Genomic DNA, 21,469 nt, shown 5'->3' with positions numbered 1-21,469 from the left:
CCCTTTTTCTTTGGAGTCCACCCATGTCATCCGTGGTTGAGATCTGCAACATGGCCCTGTCGAACCTCGGCCAGAGCGCCCGCATCGACGATCTTTCGGAAGCCAGCGTGCCGGCAGAGCAGTGCAGCCTGTGGTTCGTGCATTGCCGCGACTACGTATTGCGTGCTGACTGCGACTGGCCGTTCGCGACGAAGTTCGAGCAACTGGCCGGAGTCGCTTCCAACCCGGACCCCGAATTCCCCTATGCCTTCGCGGTGCCGATCGACTGCATGCGCATCCGCCGCATCGTCAATCCGGCATTCCCGCAGGGCTATTTCCCCCATTGCCACGGCGGCTACGCGCTGCCAGCCATCCCGCCGATTCGCTTCCGGGTCATCAACGGTTCGAGTCAGCGCCTGATCGCGACCAGCGTGGACGAGGCCAAGCTCGAATACACGATGAAGGTCGAGTCTCCCGAGATGTTCGACCCGATGTTCGTTGATGCGCTGTCCTGGTACCTGGCGTCGAAGATCGCCCCGAGCCTCGGCAAGGACACCTCGATTGCCGGCAACTGTTTCGCGCAGTACCAGGCCGTGACCCTGCAGGCCGCCGCCGCCGCGCTCAACGAGGGCACGCCACCGCCGCCCCATGAGTCGGCATTCATCGCGGTGCGCAACTGATGACCGAGATCCTGCAGCCCTCGTTCAGCGCTGGAGAAATGGCGCCGTCCACATCGGCCCGTGTCGACCTGAATCGCTACTTTACCGGCCTGCGCACCTGCCGCAACTTCATGATCATGCCGGAGGGCGGGGCTAGGAACCGTGCGGGATACCGCTTCCTGGCCGAGACCAAGCTCAGCGCCCGCGCCTCGCGCTTGATCCCGTTCCAGTTCAGTACTGAGCAGACCTATGCGCTGGAGCTCGGGCATGAATACATCCGCTTCTACACGAACGGCGGACAGCTGCTGAGCGGCCTGGCGGCCTACGAGGTCTCCACCCCATACCAGGAAGAACACCTGTTCGAGCTGAATTTCACCCAGTCGGCGGATGTGCTTACCATCGCCCACCCGAGCTATGCGCCGGCCGAGCTGAAGCGCCTGGGGGCGACGAACTGGACCATCGGCGATATCAGCTTCATGCCTAGCATCGTGGCGCCCACGGGGCTCACTGCCACGCCGTTGGCAGGCGGTACCGGCGACACAACCCAGTTCCGCTACGTCGTCACCTCGGTGGCCGCCGGCGAGGCCGCCGAGGAATCCGTAGCTTCGGCGCCGGCCACGGTAGCGTCCTGGAACACCAAGTCCGGCGCTGACCTGTCCTGGACGGCCGTCGCTGACGTCGACCATTACAACGTCTACAAGGAAAACAACGGCTCCGGCCTGTTCGGCTTTATCGGCCAGGCTACGAACATCACGTTCACCGACCTGAACATCAGCCCGGACAAGAACGACACGCCGCCGAGCTACCAGAACCCTTTCGCCGACGACAACAACCCCGGGGTGGTGGGCTATTACCAGCAGCGCCTGGTCTTCGCCGCGAGCGCAAAGCAGCCACAGACGGTCTGGATGAGTCGGGTTGGCGCCTTTCACAACTTCGGCTACTCGCAGCCGAACAAGGACGACGACGCGATCACGCTGACCATTGCGTCGAACCAGGTGAACCGGGTGCGCGCGATTGTGCCGCTGAAGGAAATGCTGGTGCTGACCTCTGGCGCCGAGATCACCATTTCCGGCGACGCCACCGGCATCAAGCCCAGCAACGTTCAGGCAATCTTCCAGAGCTACATCGGCTCCAGCACCGTCGCGCCGGCGGTCTACGGCAACACCGCGCTGTACGTGCAGGCCCGGGGCCAGAAGCTGGCGGACCTGGCCTACAGCTACACCAGCGACGGATTCCAGGGCCAGGACCTGACCGTGCTGTCGTCGCACCTGGTGCGCGGCTACGAGATCAAGGCCATGACCCTGGCCCAGGTGCCGAACAGCGTGCTGTGGTGCATCCGTAATGACGGCGTGAAGCTGGGCTTCACCTACCTACCGACCCAGGAGGTCTACAGCTGGCACCGGCACGATACCGACGGCGCGTTCGAATCCATCGTCTCGATCCCGGAAGGCGACGAGGACGCGGTTTATGCGATCGTGCGTCGCACCATCGCCGGCACCACCAAGCGTTACGTTGAGCGCCTGGCGTCTCGCGAGCTGCGCAGTTCCGGCTCCGGCGACTACTGGTTCGACCGGGCGTTCTTCGTCGACTCCGGCCTGACCTATGACGGTCGCCGCACCGGTACCGCAGTACTCACCGGCGGCACTGACTGGAAATACCCGAACCCGCTCACCCTCGCCGTTGGCACGACCACCTTCGATGCCGGCATGGTCGGGCGTAGCGTCGTGATGTACGGCGGAGGTACCGCGACCGACCCCGGGCAGATCCTGGTGGTGGAGATCGATGCGTTCACGTCCGCGAACGTGGTCACCGTGACCCCGCAGACAATCGTCCCGGAATCGCTACGCGGCGTATCCGCGACGCGCTGGGGGCTGGCCGCGAGCACGATCACTGGCCTGGATCACCTCAACGGCAAGACCGTCAGCCTGCTGGCCGATGGCAACGTGGCGCCGCAGCAGGTGGTCGTCGACGGCGCCGTGGCGCTCGATAGCTCGTCGCTGGTGGTGCATGCCGGACTTCCAATTCCGGCCGACTTCGAAACCCTGGACCTGGCCATACCGAACAACCCGGCGTTCCTTGGCAACAAGAAGCGGATCAATGGGGTGGTGGTGTTCTGCGAAGAGTCCCGTGGCTTCTTCGCCGGCCCGGACGCCGGCCGCCTGCGTGAGTGCAAGCAGCGCTCGACAGAGAGCTACGGCGAGCCGATCAAGCTACTGACCGGGCGCGCTGAGGTTCCGATCATTGCCGACTGGTCCGAATCTGGCCGGGTCTTCATCCGCCAGTCCGACCCACTGCCACTCACCATCCTGGGGGTCATGCTCAATGTCCAAGCCGGCGGCTGAAATGTCCAAGCCGGCGGCTGCTTTGGTAAAGGTGCGCGAGTGGCACATCAAGGCGCTGCTGGACGACCTGCGCCCAGCTGATGCGCTCGAGCTGGCGGCGATTCGCGGCTGGTCACCGGCAAAGGAAGTGCGCCATGCCGTCGCCACCGCCACGCACTGCGCGACCTGCATCGTCGACGGCAAGGTGGTGGCTATCTTCGGCGACACACGCCACGACGCCGTGCATGGCCTGCCGTGGATGATGAGCAGCACCTGGATCAACACCTCCCGGCGCCAGTTCTTGGCCGAGTGCCCGGGCGTGATCGCCGGCATGCGCAGCCGCCACCAACTCCTGATCAACATGATCGACACGCGCAACACCCTGGCCATCCGCTGGCTCAAGTGGTGCGGCTTCACCTTCCTCCCGGCGGTGCCTTACGGCATCAACGGAGAATCCTTCTACCCATTCACGATGGAGGGCACTGCATGTGCGCAGTAGCCGCGATCCCGTTCATCGCCATGGGCGCATCAGCGCTCATCCAGGGCCAGCAGGCAGCAGCCCAAGGCGAGGCCACGGCCCAGGCCAGCCTGCAGAACGCCGCGTTCGCCGACGAGGCCGCGAATGACGCCATCGCTCGCGGCGAATTCGAGTCCGACCAGCAGCGCCTGGCCACCAGATCTGCCATTGGTACTCAGCGCGCCGGCTTCGCAGCGAATGGCGTCGACGTGAACAGTGGTTCTGCTGCTGAGATCCAGGACGATACTGCTGCCCTGGGCGAGCTGGACGCCTTGACGATCCGCAACAATGCAGCCCGTGAGGCATGGGGATACCGGACACAAGCCCAGCAAGGGCGACTCACAGCCGCAAACGCCCGCAGCTCCGGTCAGTCCGGCATGTTCGGCTCATTGCTCACCGCCGGCGCCAAGGGCGCGCAGGCCTACGGCGCAATCAAGGGGTAGGGCATGGCCAGGATTCCGCAATACCAGCTTCAGGTCCGTCAACAGGGCATCCCTGGCGTGCAGGTGCGCCCTCAGTTCGTCGATAACAGCGCGCTGGCACAGGGTCTCGATGCCGTGGGGCAGGTCGCCACGGATATCGCCGCAAAGCAGCGGCAGGAGGCCGACACCACCGCCATCATCGACGCCGACAACAAGCTGACCGAGTGGCAGAACAACACCTTCTACAACCAGCAGAACGGTGTCTACACCCGCAAGGGTAAGAACGCGCTGGACGTCACCGGCCAGACCTTGGACGGCTTCGACAAGTACCAGCAGGAACTGGGGTCCACACTGTCGAACGACACCCAGCGCAAGCGCTATGCGCAGATCGTCGCCCAACGTCGGCAGTCCATGTCGAACGACCTGAACCGCTACGAGTCTGGCCAGCACCAGCAGTACATGAACGATGTGGACGATGCATCGATCAAGTTGTCTGCTGACTCCGCAGTCCTAAATTTCGGCGACCCAAACAAGATCGGCTTCTATCGGCAAAAGGTGCTCGACGTCGTCAACTCCCAGGCGCAACGCAATGGCTGGTCACCCGAAAAGACCGAGCTGGAGAAGGTCAACGCCAGTAGCCGCCTGCTGACCGGCGTGATCGCGCAGATGGTCGACAACAATCCGCAGCGCGCCCAGCAGTATTACGAAGCGTCGAAGGACGGCATGAACGCCGAAACCCAGGTTCGGGTCAGCAGCATGATCGACCAGGGTATTCGCCGGCAGCAGGCCGAGGCGAGGCAGCGCCAGATCGAGGCCAGGCAGTTGCAGGCGATCTCCAGGATGGAACTGCAGTCCCGCTTGCAGGACGCCCAAGCAGCTTGGATGCAAGGATTCGAGTTTGACAACACGCCTTCCAAAGCCGAGTTCGTCGCAGCCTACGGCAAGGACGCGGAAAGTCGGTACGAAAGTGAAGTATTGAAACCTCAGGCCATGGCACCGGCAATCCGTGAGTTTGCCACGGCGGACCCTCAAGAGCGCCAAGCCATTCTTGCGCGCTTCAACCCTGCGCCGTCGCAGCAGTCAGGCCCATTCTACGGTCGACGCGCCAGCGGCATGATCGAGAAGGGAAATATCGACCTGAATGCTAGGCCGAGGGTCAAGAATGCCGACGGGTCGATCAGCACTGTCCGATCAATGTCGGCAAACTTCGATGGGCAAGAGGTGTTGCTGCCGACCGTAAGTGATGACGGCCGCATCATGAGTGAGAAGGAGGCGATCGACACATACCTGAAGACCGGGCGCAACCTCGGCAAGTTCGACACGCCCGAGCATGCGACGGCCTATGCAGAGGTCCTGCATAACGATCAGGCGCGCCAATACGTGGATGGCGCACCGACTGTCGGCGAGGGGTTCAGGGAAGACAGCCAGCTCTACCGCCATATCGTCAGTGTCGGCGCAGGCCTGCTCAAGGAGCAGCAGCAGGACCCGGCAGGCTACGCAGCGCGCTACAGCGCTCCGGTGCGCCAGGCGCTGGCGAATGCCCAGCAGGCCGGCACGCCCGAGGCGTACAAAGCATATGCCGATGCCACCATTGCCGAACAGAGCCGGCTTGGCGTGCAGGCGCCGAAACTTCTCCCGGATGCGTCTGCCGACCAGATCGCCGCCAGCTTCAATAGCCAGGTGGCCGGGGGCGAGAATGCCGCCACCCTGATCGAGCAGCAGCAAGCGCAGTGGGGTAGCAACTTCCCGCTGATCGCTCAGCAACTCGGCAAGAAGCTGCCGCAGGAAGCCCAGGTGATCGCCACGGGCCTGCCGAAAGACCTGTCCGAGCGCATGGCCTCGGTCGCCAACCTCAGCGAAGAAGATCTGAAGAAAGGGCTCGGAAAGGGCGTTGCGACCAACGTGTCAGCAGCGGTGCAGACCGCAATGGCTCCTTTCGCTAAATCCCTTCAAGGCCAAGCCGGCGGCATCGAAACCTTCAATACCATGTACAACGCGGCCTACAAGGCCGCTCTCTCGTATGCGCGACAGGGTGGCGATCCTCAGAAAGCGGCGCAGAAGGTGGTCAATGGCATGGTCAACGACAAATACGAGTTCTTCGATACCTACCGCGTGCCGAAGGCGCTGAACACGGCAGCCGTGAAGCGTGGCGCTGAACGTGCGCTGGAGCTGATCGACGCCGACGATCTCGCCCTACTGCCGGGCCTGCGCGGCGTCCCGGCCGACGTGAATCTGGAGCAGCTGCGCGAAGCCGTTGTTGCCGGTGGCCAGTGGGTGCCGAACAACGACGAGTCCGGGCTATCGCTGACGCTCAACGGGTACCGACTGCTCGGCAAGGACGGAAAGCCGATCACCAAGACCTGGGATGAGCTGACCACCGAGGGCCTGGCCAGTCCGGCCAGCAACGCCTCCAACATCGGTCGCGTGCGCGCCCTGGGGATCAACAATTGACCATCTATGCAGGCGATGCCCCTGCGCTTGACCGGCGCACGCTACTGGACGTTCCGGCTGATAGCGGTGATGTTTTCGGTGCGGCCTTCGATGAGGCGTTCTCGACGAACCCCAGCACCTCGGCATTCCGGCTTGAAGAGCTGGCGCAGCAGCAGGAAGGCCGCGCTGCCGTTGTCGGGCCTGAGTCGTACCTTGCGCCCAATGCTGGCCGACTGGAGCCGGAAACCCCGCTGATCGGCGCCGAGCAAGCGCGCAACCAGGTTTCCGATGCGGGCCTCGATATCAAGATTCCCGATCAGGGCATTCGCCAGGGGGCGCTGGACATTCTGATTGAGCGCCACCGCGAGCAGCTGGCGCGCCAGCAGATCATGGTCCGGGCCAATGGCGTTTCGATGCCGACGCAAATCGCTGGCAGCCTGGCCGCGTCGCTGCTTGATCCGCTCAACATCGCGTCCGCGTTCGTTCCGGTGGTCGGTGAAGCGCGCTATGCGCAACTTCTGGCAGGCGCAACGACCGGCCTTGGCCGTGCAGCTTTGCGCGGCGGCGTCGGCGCGCTTGAGGGTTCAGTGGGCGCCGCCATCCTGGAGCCGCTGCCACTGCTGGCAGCCCAGCAGGACCAGACCGAATACGGCCTTTCCGATTCGCTTGCGAATATCGCCCTGGGCGGCCTGCTCGGCGGCGGTCTGCATTCTGTCGGGGGCGCCGTGAGCGATGCCCTGCGCCGGCGAATCGCTACCGAAGCGCCACGGGTGGAGACTTCGCTGGATGCCGCTGCATCCCCGCGTGCAGTTGACCTTGGCCGCGACGTCGACCTGGGCCGTCTTCTTGATGATGATCCCGATGCCGGGCTGCGTGTCGGCCTGGCGCGGCAACTGGAGGCCGACCAGGCCGCCCTGTACCGTACGGCCGAACAGCAGGCCATTGACGAGATCCGTCCGACCCTCACCGGCGAGCGCATCGGCAACATCGCCGACCTGAAGGCCGAGCGAATCGGCCTGGTGCAGCGCGACATGGCCCTGGACGAAACCTTCCGGGATCGCGCCAAGGCCTTCCAGGGCGAGCGCCTGAGTCGTAAACAGGCCGAGCGCGCTGCCCGTGACGCTATTGCCGCCGAGCGCGAGCAGATTCGCGCCCGCACCAGCGAGATCGACACCCTGATCGAGCGTAACCGCGCCGGCGAGCTGGATCGCCGCGACCTCGGCTTGATCGAACGCGGCCAGGTTCCGGAGCGGCTGCAACCGCAGATCCAGGCCCGGGCCCGGCAGATCATGCAGGGCGACCAGCAGCGCCCGCTGGGCGCCGCTATCCGCACTGCCCGCGAAACCGCAGAGGGTGCCGACTGGACGATCCGGGAGAACGCCTTGCGCACCGCCGTGGCCCAGGCCATGACCGGGCGCGATATCGACGTCGCCAAGCTGTTCGAGCTGGAGGATTCGGCCAAGGCCGGTGCCGCCCTGGAGTACCTGAAGCGTCCGCAATCGCGCCGCATCGATCCGGACGGCCAGGCCGAAAGCCGCCGCGTCGATGGCCAGATGAAAGAGGTCGACGACCTGGAAGAGGCCCGCGTCGCGCTGGCCGAGGACGAGACCCTATCCCGCGAGATGCTGGAGCAACTGCCAGAAGAGCAGCGCGCCGAAGTTCAGGCGCTGGGTCGTGACGAAATGGCCGCCGCCGATACCGAGGCGGCGAAGGCCGAACAATATGCCAAGGCCTACCGCGCCGCGGCGATCTGCGAAATCGGGAGAAGCTGATGGCAACGCTACCAACGGGCATCAGCCCTTGTGCGGATGCAGTGCGTACCGCCGCCGGCGACATGGAGTCGAGTGAGATTCAGGAGATCTTCCAACTTCTGCGCGGGCGGGCCCAGGAGATCATGGCTCGGGAGGGTGCACTGAGCCTGGAAGAGGCCTCGCTGCGTGCCGCCGATGAGTTGGCCAAGCAGGCCCAGCGTGCGGCAATCATCGAGAAGCGCAACGCCCTGCTGAACGTGCGCGCCCGGGCCAGGCTGGTGGCGTTCGTCCGCGACCAGTTCGCTGACCGCCCTGATCTCGGCATCGAGTCCTTCCTTGTCGGCACCAACCTGGTCCGCCAGGGCTCTCGACTGTCCGTGGCTGCCGAGCAGAAGGCCCTGGGGGATGCCTACATTGGCGGCATGCTGGCCGATCTTGATCGCGCCGACCTGACTGCCGTGCTCGCCAAGGGCGACTCCGACCAGGATATCGCCGACGCTCTCTGGCGCATCGGCAGGGACCTCGACACGAAGGACCTGAATCCGCAGGTGGTGGAGATCGCAAAGATCATCCAGAAGTACCAGGAGGGCGCCCGCATCGACGCGAACCGCGCCGGGGCCAGCATCGGCAAGATCCCCGGCTACATCGCACGCCAGAGCCACGACAGCGAGAAGATCGGCGCCGCCGGCTTCGATAAGTGGGCCGAAGAGATCCTTCCGCGCCTGGATGCCTCGACCTTCCGCGCCGAGGGCGACCCAATGCAGTTCCTGCGCGGGGTGTACGACGGCCTGGTCTCCGGCGATCACCTGAAGTCGCCGACCGACGCCAAGCCCAACGGCTTCCGCGGACCGGCGAACCTCGCCAAGAAGCTGAGTCAGGAGCGCGTCCTGCACTTCAAGGACGGGGTAGCCTGGCACGAATACAACCAGATGTTCGGCACCGGCAACCTGCGCGAGGCGGTGCTGCGCGGCCTGGACCTGTCCGGTCAGAACACCGCGCTGATGCGCCGTCTTGGCACCAATCCAGAGGCCAACCTGAACATGGCGCTGGACGTGATCAAGGAGGATGTGCGGAAGGGCGGCGACCCGAAGGCACTCACTCACTTCAATGATGCACGCAAAGAACGCGGGATGATCACGAATAGGTTCCGGGAGGTCAGTGGCCAGACGCGAATCCCAGGCAATGCGACTCAAGCCCGGGTGGCGGCCAACGTCCGTGCCTGGCAGTCCCTGTCCAAACTCGGCGGCGCACTGCTGTCCAGCTTCACCGACCTGCCAGTCGCTGCCAGCGAGATGCGATACCAAGGGCAGAGTTTTCTCGGGTCGCTTGCCGAGATGGGTGCCGGCCTGCTGAAGGGACGGGGCAGCGCCGAGCAACGCCAGATCCTGTCAGCTTACGGCGTCTATGCCGACTCCATGCGCGGCGAGATCATGCGTCGGTTCTCGGCTGATGACTCAGTCGGCGGAAAGATGTCGCGCGGCATGAGCCACTTCTTCCGCCTGAACGGCCTGTCATGGTGGACCGACGCGAACAAGGCCAGTGCGGGCTTGATGATGGCGCACAACCTGGCCCAGAACAAAGGCAAGGCGTGGGGTTCGCTCAACGCCGACTTCAAGCGCGCCCTGGGCCTGTACGACCTGGACGCCGGGAAATGGGACCTGCTCCGCGAGACCGAAATGCGCCATGCCGACGGCCGCGACTACATGACGCCGGAGGGTATTGCCGGGTTGACCGATGAGCGCATTGCCCAATACCTGGTTGATCTCAAGCGACCGGCATCTGCCGGCGCGATCCGCGAGACCCGGCAGGACCTGGAGCGCAGCCTGCGCGCCTACGTCAACGACCGCGTGACTTATGCGGTGCTGGAGCCGGACGCTCGCACCCGCTCGATCATGAACCAGGGCACGCAACCAGGCACCGTGCCGGGCGACCTGCTGCGCTTCCTGACCCAGTTCAAGAGCTTCCCGGCGGCGTACATGCAGAAGACCCTCGGGCGCGAACTGTACGGGCGTGGCTACACGCCGACCGCGCTGGGCAACAACCTCCGCGGCGGGCGAGACCTGGTGCAGGCGTTACGCAACGGCAACGGGGAGCGGCTGGCGCTGGCGCAGCTGATGCTCTGGACCACTGCGTTCGGCTACCTGTCGATGGCCTCGAAGGATGTGACGAAGGGGCGGGAGCCGCGACCGGCTGATGATCCAAAGACCTGGCTGGCGGCTATGGCCCAGGGCGGCGGCATGGGCATCTTCGGCGACTACCTGTTCGGGGAGGCCAACCGATTCGGCAATAGCGCCCTGGAGTCGGCCGCCGGCCCGGCCATCGGTACGGCTGCCGACGTGATCAATCTGTGGGCCCGGGCGAAGGAGGGTGACGACACTGCCGCGTCGGCCCTGCGCCTGGCCCAGAACAACACGCCGTTCCTGAACCTGTTCTATACCCGGATCGCCCTGGACCACCTGTTCCTGTTCTCGGTGCAGGAGGCGCTCAACCCGGGGTCGCTGTCGCGCACCGAGCAGCGCATCCGCGAGCAGAACGGCCAGGAATTCCTTGTAAGGCCATCGCAGCAGTACATCGACACCACTGGCGCCATCAGGGACGTCTTTCGCTAAATAATGAACCGTCCGGGATTGCGCGCTAATCTTCAAAGGTCAATTAATGGAGGCTTTATGATCGTATTCTTGGCGACACTTCTCGCATCAATGCTAGACCCGATCGCGATCCTGCTTTGCGTGGGGGGCGGGGCTCTTACGAGGTCTTTATTGAGTGCTGCTGTTACTGGAGCGCTGGTTTATCTACTGTTGATCCTGGTCTTCTCAATTCCCTTCTCGGAGGCTCCAGCATTCCTGGGGCGCATTGCCGCTGGCGCCGCATTGGCGATACTAGGACTTGGCCTTAAAAGGGTGGTTCAAGCAATGCGCGCGGTAAGCGGGCGCTAGTCTTCATCCTTCGTTTTATGAGCCTCGCCGAAGGTCACAGTTATTGACCTTCCGGAGGCTTCGCCGATCTCGGCGATCTTCTCCAGCATGTAACCGATAGTCATCGGGCCGACCGGCTTCGATTCGAAACTTTCCTCCAGTCGAGCAGTAATCTCCGCATTTATTGAGCGGTGATTGGCTTGGGCTGCCTCTTCGATCTTGGCCTTGAGGGCCGGCTGCATGCGCAGCCCGAAGGGGTTGATGTTGCGGATCAGGTCGTCTTCTTTCATGGCGACACAGTGTAGTTATTTCTGTGGTTGACACATAGACACACGATGTTATCGTTACATCGTGTTGTCACTATGAAATTACCAAGGAGAAGGCAATGAACGAGCAACTGCGCACCCAGGTGCGAATCCCCCGTGAGCTGATGGAGTGGCTGAAAGAGATGGCGAAGGACCAGAGCCGTTCTATGAACGGCCAGTTGGTCGAGGTGCTGAAACAAGCAAAGCGAGCGCAGGCAAGTGCCTGAAAAGAAGAAGCCCCGGCGAGGTGAGATTCGCCAGGGCTTCAGGGGTGTGAAAATTTCTAGAGGAAATTCACGTGACGAATCATAGCACGGCAACAACTCAGGTCATCCCGTTCCGGTTCGAGAAGCGCCAAGTGCGGACGCTTCTGATCGACGATCAGCCATGGTTTGTGGCGGGTGACGTAGCTTCGGCTCTTCTTTACAGCGAGGCATCGGCAATGACTCGCCACCTCGACGAAGATGAAAAGGGTCTGTCGATTGTGCAGACCCCCGGAGGTGGCCAGGAAATGCTGGTCATCAACGAATCCGGCCTGTACTCGGCAATCTTGCGCAGCCGGAAGGGCGAGGCGAAGCGCTTCAAGAAGTGGGTGACCGCTGAGGTCCTGCCAGCGATCCGCAGGCACGGCCGCTACGTCGACGCCGAGGGCAAGATGACAACGCTGCTGGGCCAGACCATCGGCACCGATGGCTTCCACATGCTGGGTGCGTTGGTGAAGGGCAAGGTTTCCTCCCTGCCGGTCGCAGTCCAGCGCCGGGCCACGGCCAAGATCTGGTCGCAGACGCACGCCGCTTTCGGCGTCCGCTCCGCCGAGGACATTCCCGCCGGCCAGCTCGACTCCGCCCGGAATTTCATCGCGGCGTACACGCTGGAAGGCGAGTGGCTGGGGAGGCCAGATAAGGCGTGCGGCACCGCTCTGGACGACCACCAGCTCTACAGCGTGTTTTTCCTGATCACTCACTTCAAGGCGCTGGAGGGGATCTTCAGCCGGAACCGGATGTATGAGCACCTGAGCGGGCTCGGTAGCCGGATCGGCGTCGAAATGCACGACCACTTCCAGGATGGGCGGCTTGTGGTTCATGGGCTGAACGCACTCGCTCCAGAGTTCGAGGCCGCCGAGCGCAGGCTTGAGCTCAACCGGCACCAGCCCGGTGTAGCCAACCACTGATCCGACATTCGTCAACCCATCGAGGCCCGCCACTGCGCGGGCCTCATGATTCTTGAGGAAGCGTTATGACCAAGACGAACAACGTGATTCCGTTCCGATACCAGGGCGAGGCAGTCCGGTTCAACAGTGACGGCTGGATCAACGCGACGGACGTGGCCAAGCGATTCGGCAAGCGTCCGGCTGACTGGCTGAAACAGGACGAGACCAGGCAGTACCTGGGCGCTCTGGCGGAGGCGCTTAATTGTGATCCTGAGTCACTTTTAGAAACTCGCCGCGGCCGGTACCACAGCGGCACCTGGCTGCACCCGAAAGTCGCGGTTGCCTTCGCTCGATGGCTGGACCTGAAGTTCGCCGTCTGGTGCGACCTGCACATTGATGCGCTGCTGCGTGGCGAGCTGACCGAGAAGCAACAGTTCGAGCAGGCATGCAAGCAGCTTGGCGACGGCCAGCAACTGGCGAGCCTCCATGGCAAGGGCCTGGCCGACTGGAGATCGAGGAAGCCGCTGCTGGAGCGCAACATGGAAGAGGCGCGGGACCGGTTGCAGATGGTCCTGGGGCTCGACGCCGCATAGCCAACCACCGAATTCATCGAAGCCCGCCATGTGCGGGTTTTTTCATGCCCGCAATTCGGGCGCAACCGAAGGAGCTGTTGCAATGATTCCAGACGTCAAGCCCACGGTGGGCACCTGGCAGAACCTGTACACGCTGAGCGGCTTTGTCGTGGGCACCAGGCTGCTGGTGCAGAACAAGTCGGCCGGCGGGGTGCTGCTGTGGGAGGGGGCTACGGCACCGCCAGAGGTAGGCGGTGATGATCGGCACGGCTACCTGATCCTGGGTAATGGCGAGCCGGTGAGGACCAGCGCGGCGCCGGCAGGGCTTTGGGTGTTCTGCTGGTCGTCTGGCGACTTCTCCGGCCTTGGCCGGTTGTGCGTGCAGGAGTACATCCCATGATATCGCCGGCCAATACGCCCGACCTGAGTCAGGCCAGCGTCCTGCAGATGATCCAGGACGCCATGGCAAGCGGCGCCCCGATGGTCACCATCAACCAGGCCGTCACCGAGGGTCAGGTCGTCACGCTGCCATCCACCAACAACGACATCACGCTCAACCTCGAAACCGGTGGTGCCCAGCTCAACGCCGTGACCGTGAACCTTCCCGCCAACAGCGACGGTCGTGTCGGCCAGCGCGTGTTCGTGAACTCCGACGGCCAGATTGTCCTGGCCCACTTCCAGTCCAGCATCGCCGTCAACGGTGGCGACTACATGTTCAACCCGGGCGACAACTGCGTGTTCTACCGGAACAAGCCCGCCATTCTGTCGAGGATCACAGCATGAAGCGTTTCCTTATCGCCCTGATTCTTCTGCCGGCTCTAGCCTTGGGCGCGGCCAACGATATCGTCACCAGCCAGCGCAACGCCACCGACACTAGTAGCATCCCGCGCACGGTAGCCAAGCCGCCAGGAACTCAGGACGGCGTCATGGGATTCAACGGTTCGACCGTATTGCCGGTGCACTGGACCATTGGCCAGGGACTGGCGATCAGTACCGGTGCGCTGGTCGCGCTGCCGCAGGCTTGGGCTGATATCACCGGCAAGCCGACGCTTTTCAGCGGGCTTTATGCGGACCTCTCCGGTATCCCGGCCAGCTTCACCCCGGCGGCGCACACGCATGCGGCCGGGGATATTGTGTCCGGCACGCTGGCTGCGGCCAGGATTCCCGCACTGTCGATCAGCCAGACGACCGGACTGCAGGCTGCGCTCGATGGCAAGTTCGCTACCCCGTCCGGCACCACAGTGCAGTACGTCAGGGGCGACGGCAGCCTGGCGACGTTGCCAGCCCCAGGTACTGGCACGGTAACAAGCATCACCGCCGGCGCCGGCTTGTCCGGCGGCACGATCACGGCCACCGGCACTATCAGCATGCCGAACACCGGCACGGCTGGTAGCTACGCGAACGTCACTACTGACGCGCAGGGTAGAGTGACCGCCGGCACGAACCGCAGTCAGTCGGCGGCGACCCGAGCGCTGAACACCGCATTCCAGATCAGCGCCACTCGCGACGCATGGGTCAGCTACAGCGTGCAGATCACCGTCACCGCCAGCATCGCCGGCGGACAGAACGGTGATGTTGTGCTGGAGATCGCCAGCGACAGCGGCTTCACCGCGAACGTGCAGACCCTGGCGATCAACGGCCTGGGCCAGACCTACACCCTAGCGATCGCCCTCCAGGGCGTGCAGCCCCAGACCGGTGTCGTCACCGGCTACGTGCCTGCCGGTTACTACGCCCGGCTACGCACCGTGAACAACACCGGAACCCCGACCTTCTCATACCGGGCCGGGCAAGAGGCCCTTCAGTAACTGCCTGCCACCCATGAAGAGCTTCGCTATTCGCGGGGCTTTCGCATTTCTGGAGTATTGAAAATTGACAGTCGAGACCATCGATAGTGAAGTCGTGTATGTCACCGGGGGCCCGGTATTCCCAATTCCGTTCCGGTTCCTCTCGTCAACCGACATTCAGGCGGTACTGACCAAAGTAGACGGGTCCACGGAAACACTCACGGCCAGTCAGTTCACGATCACCGGCACCGGTGACCAATCAGGCGGGGCGCTTACTTCTACTTATGCCGCATCAGCTCTATCAAGCCCAGGCGCTTCCTTGACGATTGCTCGAGCTATGAGCCCAGTGCAACCCACCGACCTGCGCAACCAAGGGAAGTACCTAGCAGAGACCCAGGAAACCGCGCTCGACCGCCTGACCATGCTGATCCAGCAGGGTTTTTCGACGTTCACTCGCGCGCTTGTCAGGCTGTTCGGCAAGGACTACTACGACGCGAAGGGATACCGCATTGCGAACGTTGCTGACCCCACCGAAGCCCAGGATGCAGCCACCTACAAATCCGTGGGCGATCTGATCTCGCAGATCCAGGGTCCAATCAACAACTCGTCGAACGTTCTCTACCAGTTCCCCGATGGCTCACCACATGTCGTTCAGGATCTGTCCGCCAGCACCGGCGCCAATGGTATCGGCTACGAGGACAGTGATGTCGGCACGACGCTCGACAACATCAGAAGCGGTCTCGGTGTGCCTATCCGAGGGAGTGCGACCAGTCAGTTTTTCGGTGGGCGTGGTTTCAGCAAGGTTCTGGAGCTCGGCGATTCGCTATCGGCAGGTAACGGCCAGCCGGATGGATTCTATGGGGGCACTATGGGGCGCACGTCGCGCTCAGTCATGAATCACTTTGATCGCGGAGTCGGAAAGCAGCGCGGCTTTGGCTATGCGACGTTAATGAACCCATATCAGGAGCTCGTCGAGTCGGCGAACGGCTGGAGCGGATCGATTCCTGCCGGTTTCGTGAGCTACCCGGACGGTAGCGGTGGTGCATGTGGAACCCTGGCTCATATGCAAGCGGGCGACTGGGTTGAGTTCACGGGGCGAGAAGTAACCACCGTTAACTTCGGGTTCGACGCGACGCTGAGTGCGGGCGCGACCTGGCGCGTTAGCGTTGATGGTGAGCAGGCCGCCACTGGAACTGCTGGAGCCTCTGGCCGTACTGGTGATATCAATCTGGCGGCGGGCGGGGACTACATTCGTACTGACTCTGTGGTGCGGTTCACTGTGCTGTCAGGCGATATCTACTATCAGCACGGGCAAACGATTCGACTAGGAAACACATGGGGCCCACTGATCTGGTGTGCTCCAGAGGGTTCACAGGGTTTCTCTGACTTCGCTACTGCGGCTCGGGTCGCCGCGATTGCACCACACATCAACGCATACCCAGGCCCAACCTTGGTGTTCAATGCCCTTGCGACAAACAACATGATTGCAACGGTCGGTAAGCAGCTCACACCGGCAGCTTTCATTGCGGCTCTCGATGCTGAGCTTTCGACGTGGGACGCGGCCCTGACTAATGGCGAAAACTTCTTTGTACAAACCGTACCGCCAAGACCAAACCTTGTCCTGCCGCTGGCAACCTATGAAGAGTATGTCAGCGTCCTTGTTGCATATGCCGCCACAAGGCCGCGAATGCTACTTGTCCGTACTGACCTGACGGTACTTGGAACTACCGATGCAGCGATCTACTACTCGCCTGATAACCTGCATATGAACACCGCCGGCCACGCCATCTGGGCGCACACGATCTGTGCGGCGCTTGGCATTCCCGTTGACGCCTACTTCCCGGTTGGGGCGCTTGCAATTGGATCGACCTATGGCCGGGGCCAGAAACCAGCTGTAGTAGCCTCGCTGTGGTCTGGAGCCGCGATCGCAGAGCGCTTGTTCGATGGCTCCGGACGATTCACGGCCGCATTGACCAAGGCCGCCGGCAGCGGGCCGGCTGCGTTCTGCCAGGTCCGGGCGAATGCCGCGCCTTCGGCTAACCGACCTGTGTTCGGGCTGGACCAAGCGGGGGCTTTGGTACCGTGCGTCATCGGCACCGACCGCAACGTCGTGATTCAGGGCAGTACCGCCTTCGTCAACGCAATCACGTCGCTCAACATCGACTGGAGGTACACCCTCTGAATTGACGGAAGACAGGGAAGTGCTGGTGATTGGTCGCCTGGCTTGACCAGGGACAATCCTGGGACAGCGGATGTCCCAAATGGTCATGAATGGCAGTGAACAGAAATTAAGGAAATACGAGTGTTTCCGGGGCGTTGCGGCTGGAGACCGCTAAAACACAGGCAATGTCAGCGGATTGCAAATCCGTCTACGCCGGTTCGATTCCGACCTCGGCCTCCATTATTGAAAGCCCCGCAGATTAACGTCTGCGGGGTTTTTCTTTTGTGGGTCGGAAAAGCCAAGAGTTCCGAAACTAAAGGCATGGAGTTCCGAAGCTTCAGCCTTTTGAGGGCTTGGCAATGGCCCCGACGCGGCGGTAAACGCGCTCGGTGATTCTCTCTTTTGAGTGGCCGAGCAGGACGCTTGCGTCGCTCAGATCGTTGATCTTAATCGCATCCTTTAGCTCTTCTGGAGCCTCCATATACACCGCCTGCCAGACGGTTTCGTTGGCGTAGAAGTCCCGCGGCTTTTCCTTGTTCTTTCTCACGCCCAGGCACGGATTGTCCCTGGGGGGAGTCCCCACTCCCTTGCTGTGTTGAAAACGTGTGAGAGATAGGGCTATCTCCCTGTTCGCCCGGGTTTTGGCTGATCGCGAATCCCGGTACTGGGCCGCCGCCGAAGCCATGGGCAGACGTTACTGGATGAGACCGAGTTGCTGGAGCAAGCAGAGTATGCGGCACAGTCGGCGGGCTAGTGGTGGAAGTCCCGCGGCCTGAACGAGCTGGCCGACGCCGGGAAGATTCAGGATATCGGCAGCATCATCAACACTGGGCAGCCGGGCCGCATCCCTGCCGGCGCAGCCGAGCGGAAAGTGTTCTACGACCTTGCGCTGCGGGTGCTGCCATGAGCGCCTGGGCGCTGTGCCTCAGCGGCGCCGGCCTGTTGATCCTGCTGGGTATGCTTGCCGGTGTCTGGATCGCCACCGGCCACTTCCGGCTTCTTCTGGATGATGAGCAGGACAAGATAGCGAGTTGCAGACCGCCCATGAGAATCTGAGCGGCCTGGCCGCCGAGCGCCGGCAGCACATCGGGTACGAAAAACGGCTTGAGGCCGCCGTCGCCGCGTGCCGGTAGAGCGACCGCCTGATCCAGGTCATGGACGATATCAATGGTAAATGGGAAGGGGACGATGCGGGCCGCCAGCGTGCCATTGGCTCCGGACTGGGGAGCGAGGTGGGACATGATGAGCCAGTCGTACACGGCCAGGCTCGATTCGTTGTGGACAGTGCGGTGCAATTAAATTACGGAAGAGAGGAGAGGCCAGTGCAATGCAAATTTAGATACCATTTAGTGTGGTTTGGTGGGCCGGACGCGGCTCGGCCCAATAAATCGACACACTAGTACAACTGGAGATCAGCTCCATGCTAGCGGAACATGCAGCGTACTCCGCAGCACCCGTACCTGGAGTGGTTTTTGTATTTCATGGAGAAGAAAAATTGACCGTCCCTACAACTGATAGTGAATACATCACCGATGACCCGAAGCTGGCAGGGCACCGGAACGGGAATCTTCTGACCTACCTTGGTCAGAGTGTCGATGCGAGCGATTTCGGCCTGGCGACGACAAACTCTGCCGAGCAGAATGCTGCGGCTCTTCAAGCTGCAATGGATTCTGCGAAACACATCTTCATCCCTCCAGGGTCTTACCTGTGCCACCCTGTGTTTCCACGGTGCAATAGCATCATCCTGTCAGGCGCGGGCCCAGTGTCCGAGCTTGTGCAAGTGCTACCCCCTTCTTGGCTACTGCCCAACGGTGACGCCACAGATCAGATTGGGTTGATTCACATTGACTCGCTATCAGTATCGAAAACGATCAATGATGTGGTCGTCACGAATCTCGCTCTCAAAGGGCAAGTGGTTGAAGAGGGGTTCTTGGAGCATGCACACCTGGTTTCAGTGAGTGGAGCACGGCGCTTCAGGCTTCTGAATTGCCACCTGATTGGATTCCGTGGCGATGCCGTGTTCTTTGGCTCCGGTAGCGAGAGCGGGGTTACCGAGCGGCACAATTACGATTGCCACGTCATTGGCAACACAATCGACGGGGTCAACAACGACAACCGTCAGGCGATGAGCGTTGTCGACGGTCGTGTCATGCACTTCGCCCGGAACACGGTGCGAAATTGTACCCGCTCGAATATGCCAGGCGCTGTCGACGTGGAGCCGATGATGCCGTTCGAGGCTACACGCGATATTTACGTGTACGAGAATGACTTCGATAACGTCGGCGGCACCTCCGGCGTCGTTTGCTACAACGCGAACCATTTGGGGATGGGAGGTTGGTTCTTCACGGTACCTAGTGGCAACATTCGGGCATGGCGAAACTCATTCAGAAACTGTGCGAATACAGGCGGACTTTTTGGTGCAAGCGTTGCCAACCTGTCGGCCGGCCCTGCAACTCCCGCACTGGACTTCGAGTTCTCGGACAATCGCGGCTATAACTGCCGACGCGTCGGCGTCATTGTTGGCGCGCACGGCGTCAAGCATAAGGGCAACGAATACACTGATATCGACTCCGGACTATTCGTTGCGCTGGCCGTCAACGGCGGCGTCTACAACTTTGAAACCGTTCACAACAATTATACGCGGGTAGGCCGAGGCAATGACGTCGGCGATGGTTACGCAATACAGATGTCGACGGCGAGTCATGTGTACATCGGACCTGGTGAGACATTCATCGACTGCGGCAAGGCTGATGGATCTTTTGGCGTGCCGATCTACTTTGTGGATGGGGCATCGGACCATGTTTCCATCCAGGGCATTACGACTCGGAATCTCACCGGACGAACGACCTCCTCTATTCGCGTGCTTGGGACGCATATTCTTGTCCCCGAAACGAACGTCTTCGAGGGCAATGATCTGGGCGTACCGGGGAACGATTTTGAATGGCGCAGCAGTGCGCTTCAGGGCTACACGTTCGCAACCGCGATCAGTGATCTTCCAGAGGGTGAATCTGCCGCTGTGGTTCAGTCAGGTACATACGGGCCTGGAGTGCTGAAGACGAGCAAGTATCGTGATCCGGTATCCCTGAGTTTTGCACAAACCACATTTCAGCTCTTTTATCCCGCGTCGACGACTGCTGATCAGTTCAATTTCCTCATGAGGAAGCCTGACCCGTTGGTGGGCGGCTGGGGAGCATGGAAGAAATTTATCGGCACATAGTCTTTGTGGGCTGGATGATCACCTATACAGATGGGCGTTCTGCTGCGCTGACCGACATGGCTATGGCTGCTCGGTTCTGCGCGGGCTCAATGAGGGTCAGTGTTGTGATCTGGTGGGTGGAGGATGCCAGCAAGGGCTGATGGCAGTTCGGCAGAACGCCGGAGGAAGGGCGAAAATCAATTCCGAAACTGAATAATAGGGGCTTGATTCCAAAGGGCTTCAGAGGGCGTGATTCACGAAGTTTGCGGAAATGCATTTTATATAAGTGGTTTATATAAAAGGAAATGCTCTTCGGATTGCAAATCCGTCTACGCCGGTTCGATTCCGACCTCGGCCTCCATTATTGAAAACCCCGCAGATTAACGTCTGCGGGGTTTTCTTTGTGGGTCGGAAAAGCCAATTGTTTCCGCATATTCGAGCGCCGTTTCCGCATTCGAGGTTGGCGAGACTCTGACCGAGTAGGGTGTTTTCTTCGATTATTAAGTTGCGGCATAGAGGGCTTTAACAGGGCTTACCGGTTCGCCGACTACTAAGCCCCATAAGGTGGTTTCTACTGCGCCAAGGGCGAGCAAAGGCTTGTTTTTCAGCGTTGGCTGACTTGACAGTGGTGCCACCTGTGATTTCAAGGCTCGAAAGTATCGGAAGCGGCGGACAGCTGCTAAATTGCCGGCGCCACCATTGTGACGCATGCGCTGATTCGTGGAGGATCAAGGCGCCGCCTCTCGCCGGGGTGGCGAGATTCGTTGACGAGGGTAATAGGCGTGCGACTTATAAGGAGTGAGCGCTGATGAGAGCCTCAGAGAGGCTGAAGTCCTGGCGCTTGAGACTGGCACTGGTTTTTCTGTTTGCAGGTGCCGGCTTGGTCAAGAGCGAGAGACTGCTGGGCAATCCCGACTACGCTCCGTTTGGGCTCGCCGCTTTTTTTATTGCAGCTGTCCTGATCGTTTGGAAGTTCTACAGTTTGCCTGATGGCCCCGAGCAATAGCTTCAGCGGGCAACGCTTAATGTGATGTCGAGCCTGAGATGCCGCCGCTCATGTCAGCCAGCATGATCACCTCGGTAGCCGAGTAAAGGCAGTCGATGCTTGCCACCACCTTTGCCCCCAGCAATTTGATCCAGCTCGAGTGTCGCGATGCCTGGGCGTCTTCGATGGTTGCGGGGCGTACTGCGGGTTTCATGCGGGTGCCTTGCTTTGGTCTGTGCTTGCATTATGACTCAGGATTTGTACGCCCCGTGCCGGGCTTTTTGCATCCAGATCATGACACCTGATCAAAAACGATGTACAC

The 21,469-nt window shown here is 61.6% G+C and carries 18 protein-coding genes and 2 pseudogenes; 18 read left to right on the top strand and 2 right to left on the bottom strand.

Annotated elements, in window-relative coordinates; translation table 11 throughout:
- The first annotated feature begins 23 nt into the window (after positions 1-23).
- The 7 genes from EXN22_RS16205 to EXN22_RS16175 are packed head-to-tail and all read left to right on the top strand — an operon-like array spanning position 24 to position 10,688.
- On the top strand, positions 24-659 hold the full coding sequence (locus tag EXN22_RS16205) for a hypothetical protein (protein ID WP_130265019.1): 636 nt from the start codon (positions 24-26) through the stop codon (positions 657-659).
- Between the two features lie 38 nt (positions 660-697).
- Positions 698-2,980 (top strand): hypothetical protein, encoded by a 2,283-nt coding sequence (locus EXN22_RS16200; protein WP_233281640.1) that lies wholly within the window; start codon positions 698-700, stop codon positions 2,978-2,980.
- Complete coding sequence (locus EXN22_RS16195; protein ID WP_233281639.1) at positions 2,961-3,458, top strand: hypothetical protein; 498 nt, start codon at positions 2,961-2,963, stop codon at positions 3,456-3,458. The genes EXN22_RS16200 and EXN22_RS16195 overlap by 20 nt, the downstream gene beginning before the upstream one ends.
- Positions 3,446-3,919: a virion core protein, T7 gp14 family gene (locus EXN22_RS16190; RefSeq protein WP_130265017.1), complete on the top strand. Its 474-nt coding sequence runs from the start codon at positions 3,446-3,448 to the stop codon at positions 3,917-3,919. Before EXN22_RS16195 ends, EXN22_RS16190 begins: the two co-directional genes overlap by 13 nt.
- Positions 3,920-3,922: 3 nt before the next feature.
- On the top strand, positions 3,923-6,349 hold the full coding sequence (locus tag EXN22_RS16185) for a hypothetical protein (RefSeq protein ID WP_130265016.1): 2,427 nt from the start codon (positions 3,923-3,925) through the stop codon (positions 6,347-6,349).
- A complete protein-coding gene (locus EXN22_RS26400; RefSeq protein ID WP_233281638.1) occupies positions 6,346-8,100 on the top strand; it encodes a hypothetical protein in 1,755 nt (584 codons plus the stop codon). Before EXN22_RS16185 ends, EXN22_RS26400 begins: the two co-directional genes overlap by 4 nt.
- Positions 8,100-10,688: a hypothetical protein gene (locus EXN22_RS16175; RefSeq protein WP_130265015.1), complete on the top strand. Its 2,589-nt coding sequence runs from the start codon at positions 8,100-8,102 to the stop codon at positions 10,686-10,688. Before EXN22_RS26400 ends, EXN22_RS16175 begins: the two co-directional genes overlap by 1 nt.
- A 323-nt stretch (positions 10,689-11,011) precedes the next feature.
- Here EXN22_RS16175 and EXN22_RS16170 read toward each other — a convergent pair whose 3' ends face one another.
- The gene (locus EXN22_RS16170) at positions 11,012-11,284 is read right to left on the bottom strand and encodes an Arc family DNA-binding protein (RefSeq protein ID WP_130265014.1); all 273 of its coding nucleotides are present in this window, start codon (positions 11,282-11,284) and stop codon (positions 11,012-11,014) included.
- A 95-nt stretch (positions 11,285-11,379) separates the two neighbouring features.
- Between EXN22_RS16170 and EXN22_RS16165 the strand changes: the two genes are divergently transcribed.
- The 7 genes from EXN22_RS16165 (at position 11,380) to EXN22_RS16135 (ending at position 16,987) form a co-directional block, all read left to right on the top strand.
- Complete coding sequence (locus EXN22_RS16165) at positions 11,380-11,526, top strand: Arc family DNA-binding protein (protein WP_130265013.1); 147 nt, start codon at positions 11,380-11,382, stop codon at positions 11,524-11,526.
- Positions 11,527-11,597: 71 nt separating this feature from the next.
- Positions 11,598-12,470: a BRO-N domain-containing protein gene (locus tag EXN22_RS16160; RefSeq protein WP_130265012.1), complete on the top strand. Its 873-nt coding sequence runs from the start codon at positions 11,598-11,600 to the stop codon at positions 12,468-12,470.
- 65 nt (positions 12,471-12,535) lie between these two features.
- Positions 12,536-13,042, top strand: coding sequence for a KilA-N domain-containing protein (locus EXN22_RS16155; RefSeq protein WP_130265011.1), 507 nt, complete (start codon positions 12,536-12,538; stop codon positions 13,040-13,042).
- A gap of 82 nt (positions 13,043-13,124) precedes the next feature.
- Positions 13,125-13,421: a hypothetical protein gene (locus tag EXN22_RS16150; RefSeq protein ID WP_130265010.1), complete on the top strand. Its 297-nt coding sequence runs from the start codon at positions 13,125-13,127 to the stop codon at positions 13,419-13,421.
- Positions 13,418-13,804, top strand: a complete 387-nt coding sequence (locus EXN22_RS16145) for a hypothetical protein (RefSeq protein ID WP_130265009.1) — start codon at positions 13,418-13,420, stop codon at positions 13,802-13,804. Before EXN22_RS16150 ends, EXN22_RS16145 begins: the two co-directional genes overlap by 4 nt.
- Positions 13,801-14,826 carry a hypothetical protein gene (locus EXN22_RS16140; protein ID WP_130265008.1) on the top strand — a complete coding sequence of 342 codons (1,026 nt, stop codon included), beginning with the start codon at positions 13,801-13,803 and terminating at the stop codon, positions 14,824-14,826. The genes EXN22_RS16145 and EXN22_RS16140 overlap by 4 nt, the downstream gene beginning before the upstream one ends.
- A gap of 64 nt (positions 14,827-14,890) precedes the next feature.
- Entirely contained in the window at positions 14,891-16,987 is a 2,097-nt protein-coding gene (locus tag EXN22_RS16135; protein ID WP_130265007.1) for an SGNH/GDSL hydrolase family protein, read from the top strand.
- Positions 16,988-17,408: 421 nt separating this feature from the next.
- On the opposite strand, the pseudogene EXN22_RS26800 reads toward EXN22_RS16135, so the two are convergent.
- Positions 17,409-17,636: pseudogene (locus tag EXN22_RS26800) on the bottom strand (integrase); the annotation flags it as partial.
- A gap of 233 nt (positions 17,637-17,869) precedes the next feature.
- Between EXN22_RS26800 and EXN22_RS26190 the strand changes: the two are divergent.
- The 4 genes and pseudogenes from EXN22_RS26190 to EXN22_RS16110 all read left to right on the top strand — a co-directional run bounded on the left by EXN22_RS26190 (position 17,870) and on the right by EXN22_RS16110 (position 21,168).
- Positions 17,870-18,022, top strand: a complete 153-nt coding sequence (locus EXN22_RS26190) for a hypothetical protein (protein WP_165392221.1) — start codon at positions 17,870-17,872, stop codon at positions 18,020-18,022.
- An 80-nt stretch (positions 18,023-18,102) separates the two neighbouring features.
- Positions 18,103-18,265 (top strand): annotated as a pseudogene (locus EXN22_RS16120) (DUF4113 domain-containing protein); the annotation flags it as partial.
- A 121-nt stretch (positions 18,266-18,386) separates the two neighbouring features.
- Entirely contained in the window at positions 18,387-20,183 is a 1,797-nt protein-coding gene (locus EXN22_RS16115; protein WP_130265006.1) for a hypothetical protein, read from the top strand.
- A gap of 787 nt (positions 20,184-20,970) precedes the next feature.
- Positions 20,971-21,168, top strand: a complete 198-nt coding sequence (locus EXN22_RS16110) for a hypothetical protein (protein WP_130265005.1) — start codon at positions 20,971-20,973, stop codon at positions 21,166-21,168.
- Positions 21,169-21,469 lie beyond the last annotated feature (301 nt).

It is taken from the genome of Pseudomonas tructae, from assembly GCF_004214895.1.
Lineage (GTDB): Bacteria > Pseudomonadota > Gammaproteobacteria > Pseudomonadales > Pseudomonadaceae > Aquipseudomonas > Aquipseudomonas tructae.
The sequence above is the reverse complement of the archived record's forward strand: the minus strand, read 5'-3'. Positions and strand labels throughout refer to the sequence as shown.

What these genes read in the sequence shown, in the direction of transcription:
- EXN22_RS16195 (WP_233281639.1), top strand. Translation starts at nt 2,961, where the DNA reads ATGTCCAAGCCGGCGGCTGAAATGTCCAAGCCGGCGGCTGCTTTGGTA.
- EXN22_RS16190 (WP_130265017.1), top strand. Translation starts at nt 3,446, where the DNA reads ATGTGCGCAGTAGCCGCGATCCCGTTCATCGCCATGGGCGCATCAGCG.
- EXN22_RS16150 (WP_130265010.1), top strand. Translation starts at nt 13,125, where the DNA reads ATGATTCCAGACGTCAAGCCCACGGTGGGCACCTGGCAGAACCTGTAC.
- EXN22_RS16115 (WP_130265006.1), top strand. Translation starts at nt 18,387, where the DNA reads ATGCTAGCGGAACATGCAGCGTACTCCGCAGCACCCGTACCTGGAGTG.
- EXN22_RS16200 (WP_233281640.1), top strand. Translation starts at nt 698, where the DNA reads ATGGCGCCGTCCACATCGGCCCGTGTCGACCTGAATCGCTACTTTACC.
- EXN22_RS16185 (WP_130265016.1), top strand. Translation starts at nt 3,923, where the DNA reads ATGGCCAGGATTCCGCAATACCAGCTTCAGGTCCGTCAACAGGGCATC.
- EXN22_RS26190 (WP_165392221.1), top strand. Translation starts at nt 17,870, where the DNA reads ATGAGCGCCTGGGCGCTGTGCCTCAGCGGCGCCGGCCTGTTGATCCTG.
- EXN22_RS16205 (WP_130265019.1), top strand. Translation starts at nt 24, where the DNA reads ATGTCATCCGTGGTTGAGATCTGCAACATGGCCCTGTCGAACCTCGGC.
- EXN22_RS16145 (WP_130265009.1), top strand. Translation starts at nt 13,418, where the DNA reads ATGATATCGCCGGCCAATACGCCCGACCTGAGTCAGGCCAGCGTCCTG.
- EXN22_RS16110 (WP_130265005.1), top strand. Translation starts at nt 20,971, where the DNA reads ATGAGAGCCTCAGAGAGGCTGAAGTCCTGGCGCTTGAGACTGGCACTG.
- EXN22_RS16170 (WP_130265014.1), bottom strand. Translation starts at nt 11,284, where the DNA reads ATGAAAGAAGACGACCTGATCCGCAACATCAACCCCTTCGGGCTGCGC.
- EXN22_RS16165 (WP_130265013.1), top strand. Translation starts at nt 11,380, where the DNA reads ATGAACGAGCAACTGCGCACCCAGGTGCGAATCCCCCGTGAGCTGATG.
- EXN22_RS16155 (WP_130265011.1), top strand. Translation starts at nt 12,536, where the DNA reads ATGACCAAGACGAACAACGTGATTCCGTTCCGATACCAGGGCGAGGCA.
- EXN22_RS16175 (WP_130265015.1), top strand. Translation starts at nt 8,100, where the DNA reads ATGGCAACGCTACCAACGGGCATCAGCCCTTGTGCGGATGCAGTGCGT.
- EXN22_RS16140 (WP_130265008.1), top strand. Translation starts at nt 13,801, where the DNA reads ATGAAGCGTTTCCTTATCGCCCTGATTCTTCTGCCGGCTCTAGCCTTG.